The organism is uncultured Tissierella sp., from assembly GCF_902479755.1.
Classification (GTDB): Bacteria; Bacillota; Clostridia; order Tissierellales; family Tissierellaceae; genus Tissierella; species Tissierella carlieri.
In genome coordinates this window covers 21601-27600 of sequence record NZ_CABSQO010000045.1, presented here as the reverse complement: position 1 = coordinate 27600, position 6000 = coordinate 21601, and the positions used below count along the sequence as shown (strand labels likewise).

Here is a 6000-nt window from a genome sequence, read left to right as displayed (position 1 = left end):
GTAGCAGTTCACAAAACTACTACGCTACAAAGTCTAACTTATTGGGGTCACATCACAAGTCTCGATTCTTTTTTATGTTGAGTTTAGAAGAAATCGCAGTTACAGAATATAATAACTAATAGTAAAAAGAAGAATAATAATGAGCTATTGTTTTCACATTCTCTTCCGCCTAATAAATCTGACATAAAAGCACCTCCCATTTAAATTATAATTGGGGAAAGTAAAGGGTGTAATAATAGAATATGAGGGATAGTGAAAAAAGGTTAATTATATTTTTAAGGAGATATTATTTGGAAAAATTGAATAATAGAGCAAATTGAAAATGAATTAGCTGCGGCTGAATATAAGATTAATTATGTTGAGGATGGAGAAAGTATAGGAACTATTATACACAGAATACGTTTAGTTTATTATTGAAGGTAAATAATTAAAGGCAATTTGCTTTATAATTAAATACAAGACAAATTGCCAGTATAATTTATCTAACCTATAGGATTTTCAATTAAGGTAGCAAATATAACTTCATGGAAATGACCGTCATCCATTGTAGTTCTAGCTGTAACAAGATGAACATGTTTTCCGCCTCCTACAGGAATAGCGGGACCAGTTTCAGTTGCAAGCTCGTGGTGATGATTTATAAAGAAATCGGTGTTTGTAAATAATCCATGCTTATGATTTCCGCCTTGTATTGGGATAACTTCACTTGTAACCCCTGCAAATCTATGATTATGACGATCTTCACCTTGTTCAGCTAATCTAGTACTACCTAAAAATTCATGAACGTGAGTTTGGCTACCTTCTTCTTCGGGAGGGCAACGATTAAAATTTTCAGTATCAAAATATTCATAGGATTCTATACTTGTAATATCCATTAGGAGCACATCCTTATTTATAATTTGTAAACGGTATATACACAAGCAATATTTATTAGGCTTGTATATAGCTTACATTACATTATATTAGGATATAGGGATTCTTGACACTAAAAAATAAAATTTAAGCATGGAGATATAGAAGTGAGTATAGTCAATAGAATTTTAAGACTTTATGGATGATAAATATACAATTGACGAGAATAGTTGATAAGTTATAGTTTGAATAAAATATAACATCACTATTAAGATATCAGAAGAATAGTGTTCTTTAAGAGCTAAATAGTATGGTGCTTAAATCATCTCAATGATTCATAAACTTGTATTTAAGTTAATAACATATAAATATAGTTATTAATTATAGGGGGTATCTTGATGGGATATTATGTTAGTGTAGAGACAGATGTAAAAGTTTATGTAGAAGATCTTAATCCAGAGGGGTATAAGACCATAGTTTTTTTACATGGTTGGCCTGGAAGTCATGAATTATTTGAATATCAATTTGATCAACTTCCTAAAAGAGGATATAGATGTATTGGAATAGATCAAAGGGGATTTGGCAAGTCGGATAAACCGTGGAGAGGATATGACTATAATCGGTTAGCCGATGATGTGAGGTGTGTAGTTGAAACTCTTAAATTACATGATTTTATACTTGCAGGTCATTCAACAGGCGGAGCAATTGCTATTAAATATATGTCTAGACATAATGGATATGGAGTATCTAAACTTGCTCTTTTTGCAGCAGCGGCTCCAAGTCTTATAAAACTTCCTAATTTTCCTTATGGTATAGATAAAGAAACTGTAATTAAAATTATTGAGGGAACATATAATGATAGGCCTAAAATGTTGAGTGATTTTTGTGATATATTTTTCTTTCAGTATATAACTCAACCTTTCTCTTACTGGTTTTTACAATTAGGATTACAAGCAGCAGGGTGGTCAACCGCAGCTATTGCAAATACTTGGTTAAATGAAGAATTGTTTTATGATTTGGGAACAATAAATGTTCCAACACTGATTATTCATGGTATACACGATAAAGTAGTTCCATTTGAATTAGGTGAGATACAAGAGCGAAGTATTAAAAATGCCAGACTTATACCATTTCAATATAGTGGACATGGATCATTCTATGATCAGAAAGATAAATTTAATGAAGAATTGATGAATTTCATTGAGGGATAAAGTTTTTAAGATGAAGTTTATCAAATGGAAGAGTTAGAAACAGACAGTTTATTCTAGTGCCGTATTATTCAAAAAAGAATTTTACGGTATTTTTATGTTGTTTACTCCTATTTACTGTTAGATAACCATTGAAGACACGAAGACATTATGCTGAAAATTAATTAATATTATATCTATAAAGCAAGAGTTTCTATACTATATAAAATATGACTAATATGCTATAATCTCTTTGTAAGTAAGTTGCATAGTAAAATTGAGACATATTCACTTTTGATATGTCTTATTATAATTTCAATAAATACAAATAGTTTAAATCTAAAGATATTACAAGGAGGGGTTAGATGTCACAAGAAAGCTTATATTCATATAATTTTAATAGTAATGAATGTATAGAGTTTAGATTAATCACGACCAAAGATTCGATTGAAGAATTAACTCAGCTTCTTAATAAATCTTATAAGATTTTAGCTGATATGGGACTTAAATATGTAGCAGCTACACAGGATGATAGTGTAACATTAAACAGAGTGAGAAATGCCTACAAATGTTATATAGGTATATATCAGAATAGGATTGTTTCAACAATATCTCTTTATAGTCCAGAACCCTCAGATAAAAGTAGCTGGTATAGCAAAGAGTTTGTAGCCAAGATTGGACAGTTCGCAGTTGATACTGAATTACAAAAATATGGAATTGGCAGTAGAATGATGGACATTGTTGAAGAGGAGGCTAGAAAAATAAATAATGTAAGAGAGATTGCGTTGGATACTGCTGAAACCGCATATCATTTAATTGATTTTTATAGAAAAAGAGAGTACAGATATATAGAAACTATTGAATGGGGTGCAACAAATTACAAGAGTGTAGTATTAAGCAAGGAATTATATTCTTATTAAATTGCATATATATTAAAATTAAGTAATCAACAATGCCATATTGTTTAGAAACTAATTATAGAGTGTTTTACTAGTATTATAAATCTTATATTGACTAAATTAAATATAAACTAAAAGTTCTAGAAATTCAAGGAAATGAAAAACCTTGAATTTCTCTTTCTTAAAGGTTCTTTCACTAAGATTAATAGGAGAAATCTGTTATACATTGTAATGTAATCGAAAACGTAAACGTCAGAGGGATGGTTAGTAATAAAGATACAGCATTAGCAAAATATATTTAGGATAGCATAATTAGGATTTAAACATATTCTATAAATAGGGGGATAAAAATAGTTAGCTTTGTGGTATTAATATAGATTAAGATGACATCAGATCTGGTAAAATTAGTCCTTATTACTAATCTAGAGGATAATGAGATGAATTAGTTTTAGAAGTGGCAAAAGGAATACTAAATTGTCTAGGAGTTAAGTATGCTAAAGATGAAAAATATCCAATTTTAAATAGAGTTACATGGTAAAGATGTTGAAGCAGCCTTATGAAAGACAAAGTTACTTATACTTCTGTTAGATTTTTAAAAAGAGGATATAAGGCTAGGGGGAATGATGGCAAATTGACTATTAATCATAAGGAGGTCTAATGAATTCATGAACTTAGAAAAATTAATAAATTTTGCAGGATTAGTGGCTGCGGTAAGTTTAATTGTTCAGTTTACTAAATCTATAGTAAAAAAGAAATTCGGAGATTCTATGGTAAGGATATATACTTTAGTAATATCCCTAATATTAACCTTTATATTCGCTAGGTCTGGTGGAGGCATAGAAGGAATAACTCTTACTATTATAAATTCAATATTAATCACTATAACAAGTATGGGAGCTTATGAAATGACAGTAGATCCAAAAGCAGAGAAGAGCAAATAGTTATATTGATTAGATTCTAGAATAAAATCTAGAGTCTTTTTTCTGCTTTTAAATCTATTTTAATATGTTTAATAACAATAAAGAATATTATATAATAGTTAAGTGCAAAAATATAAATCAAGTATTTTACTGAATTTAAAACTAGATATTATTCGATAGAGTGTTATGTTTAAGGTTTATGTAGAGTTGGAAGATATTTATTTCCTAGTTCAAATTTTTATGCATCATATATATCATTTTAGAATCAAAGATTCTAGATTTGCTATAACATATTAGAAAATTTTGTTTTTTTAGTTAAACTTTCTGTAAATGAGTTCCAAAAACTTCACAAAATTTATTAATGTTTTAAGTAGAAATCTTTTTTATATTTAAACTGAGGTGATTAGATGAATCCTTTTATTCCCCCAAAATCAGCTAATTTAGCCATAGTAGATGGCAGAATAGATAAAGAAATAGAAAATAATTTAAAAAGACTAGGTTTGAAAATAATTAAAACTATAAAATGCCATGAGGTTCATGAAAGTATTGCGTATCATCCGGATATAGTAATTCATCCAATAAATCACAATACTTTGATTATCGCACCTAATGTTTTTGAGTATTATGAAGAAATGTTAAGCAATATGGGTATTAAATTAATTAAAGGAGAAAAATATTTAGATAGTAAATATCCAGAAGATATAGCATATAATGTAGGAAGACTTATAGGAGCAGCTATTCATAATTTCAAATATACTGATGAAGTTTTAAAGTATCATTTAAAAAAGGAAAATATTAATTTTATAAATGTAAATCAAGGGTATACAAAATGTTCTTTGGCTATAGTGGGAGAAGATTCGGCTATTACTGGCGATTACCCTATGTATGAAAAGCTAAGAGATTTTGGCTACAAAGTTTTGCTAATTCAGTCAGGATATGTATCCTTAGAAGGACAAAAATATGGATTTATTGGCGGAACAAATGGAAGTTTATACAATGGAAAATCTATTATATCGGGAAGTTTAAATGGACATCCTAATAAAGATGAAATCTTAAATTTTTTCATAAAAAATAATACAAATTTAATTTTTCTATCGAAAAAAAATATACTAGATATTGGTACTATAATTACTCTATATTGCCATTAAAGTAAGTCTTTATATTGTATATGTCTACTCTCTAGGTACATACTAGTAAAAGAAGGGAGTGATACAATGCAAACTATAAAAATTGGTGGAAATGTAAATAAAGACGAAGTAAAAAATTTAATAAATAGGTATTTCTCCAATTCTAAGGTAAATGTTCAAGAGGAAGACTATGAAGAAAGATATGAATTTTCGCTTTCTTTGGGAACTAAAAAAAACTTAGAAGATATTGCGTTTTATAGGGCTGTTGCTAATTTAGTGCAAGATATTATTTTAGAAATATATATTAAACCAATAATTATGAATAGAGTATTGAAAATATGCGATGATTATTCGTCTAGTGATAAAGAGGGAATAGTTACCTCAACACATTTAGCAATATTAAACGAGAATTATTATGTAAAAGAAAAGAACATGGTTAATGAAGAAATACTTAATCATTTAATAGAAAATAATAGTATTTTAATAGATGGATTTATGAACTTTAGATTAAGAAGATTCATATATATAATAGATATTTCTGTAGAAAAAGCAATAGGTCAGTTTGAGATAGAAAGAGAGTATCTAGAGTTTTTGAGTATGCTCCAATATTTTGTTGATATACAGGAACCTAAATATGAATTAGTTAATGTTATTATTAAAGAAAACGATTATTTTTTACTAGATAAGGATAATAATATAATTGAAAATGGTTTGTTAGAGTATGCGCCAGATGATCAGTGGTATGAAGATATAAGTAAAGCTGACCTTTTAGTCAGCTCGTTGATAGTTCTCTCTCCTATAAAATTAGTATTGCATGTTGAGGAGGGTAAGGAGAAGGAATTGGTCAATGTTATTTCTCAGGTTTTTAGAGATAAAGTACAGTTTTGTGATGGATGTGATACTTGTAAATTAAAAGCCAAACTGAAAAAGGGCAAGTGAGGAGAAGTTGATTAAATCAGCTTCTTTTTTATTCAATAAGAGATTGGAAAATATTAGATTTTTTTATTTAAACATCCTT

The 6000-nt window shown here is 28.4% G+C and carries 6 protein-coding genes; 5 read left to right on the top strand and 1 reads right to left on the bottom strand.

Going from position 1 to position 6000, the window contains the following annotated elements; translation table 11 throughout:
* Positions 1-482 precede the first annotated feature (482 nt).
* On the bottom strand, positions 483-872 hold the full coding sequence (locus RDK80_RS17450) for a YmaF family protein (protein ID WP_216560988.1): 390 nt from the start codon (positions 870-872) through the stop codon (positions 483-485).
* A 375-nt stretch (positions 873-1247) separates the two neighbouring features.
* On the opposite strand from RDK80_RS17450, the gene RDK80_RS17445 reads away from it, so the two are divergent.
* The 5 genes from RDK80_RS17445 to RDK80_RS17425 all read left to right on the top strand — a co-directional run bounded on the left by RDK80_RS17445 (position 1248) and on the right by RDK80_RS17425 (position 5921).
* Positions 1248-2060, top strand: coding sequence for an alpha/beta hydrolase (locus RDK80_RS17445; RefSeq protein ID WP_308525017.1), 813 nt, complete (start codon positions 1248-1250; stop codon positions 2058-2060).
* 341 nt (positions 2061-2401) lie between these two features.
* Positions 2402-2956, top strand: a complete 555-nt coding sequence (locus RDK80_RS17440) for a GNAT family N-acetyltransferase (RefSeq protein ID WP_308525016.1) — start codon at positions 2402-2404, stop codon at positions 2954-2956.
* A 644-nt stretch (positions 2957-3600) separates the two neighbouring features.
* Complete coding sequence (locus RDK80_RS17435; protein ID WP_308525015.1) at positions 3601-3876, top strand: hypothetical protein; 276 nt, start codon at positions 3601-3603, stop codon at positions 3874-3876.
* 386 nt (positions 3877-4262) lie between these two features.
* Positions 4263-5003 (top strand): DUF6873 family GME fold protein, encoded by a 741-nt coding sequence (locus RDK80_RS17430; protein ID WP_308525014.1) that lies wholly within the window; start codon positions 4263-4265, stop codon positions 5001-5003.
* Positions 5004-5069: 66 nt separating this feature from the next.
* Complete coding sequence (locus RDK80_RS17425; RefSeq protein ID WP_308525013.1) at positions 5070-5921, top strand: putative sporulation protein YtxC; 852 nt, start codon at positions 5070-5072, stop codon at positions 5919-5921.
* Positions 5922-6000 lie beyond the last annotated feature (79 nt).

Coding starts and splice junctions, on each gene's coding strand:
- RDK80_RS17425 (WP_308525013.1), top strand. CDS start 5,070: ATGCAAACTATAAAAATTGGTGGAAATGTAAATAAAGACGAAGTAAAA.
- RDK80_RS17430 (WP_308525014.1), top strand. CDS start 4,263: ATGAATCCTTTTATTCCCCCAAAATCAGCTAATTTAGCCATAGTAGAT.
- RDK80_RS17445 (WP_308525017.1), top strand. CDS start 1,248: ATGGGATATTATGTTAGTGTAGAGACAGATGTAAAAGTTTATGTAGAA.
- RDK80_RS17440 (WP_308525016.1), top strand. CDS start 2,402: ATGTCACAAGAAAGCTTATATTCATATAATTTTAATAGTAATGAATGT.
- RDK80_RS17435 (WP_308525015.1), top strand. CDS start 3,601: ATGAACTTAGAAAAATTAATAAATTTTGCAGGATTAGTGGCTGCGGTA.
- RDK80_RS17450 (WP_216560988.1), bottom strand. CDS start 872: ATGGATATTACAAGTATAGAATCCTATGAATATTTTGATACTGAAAAT.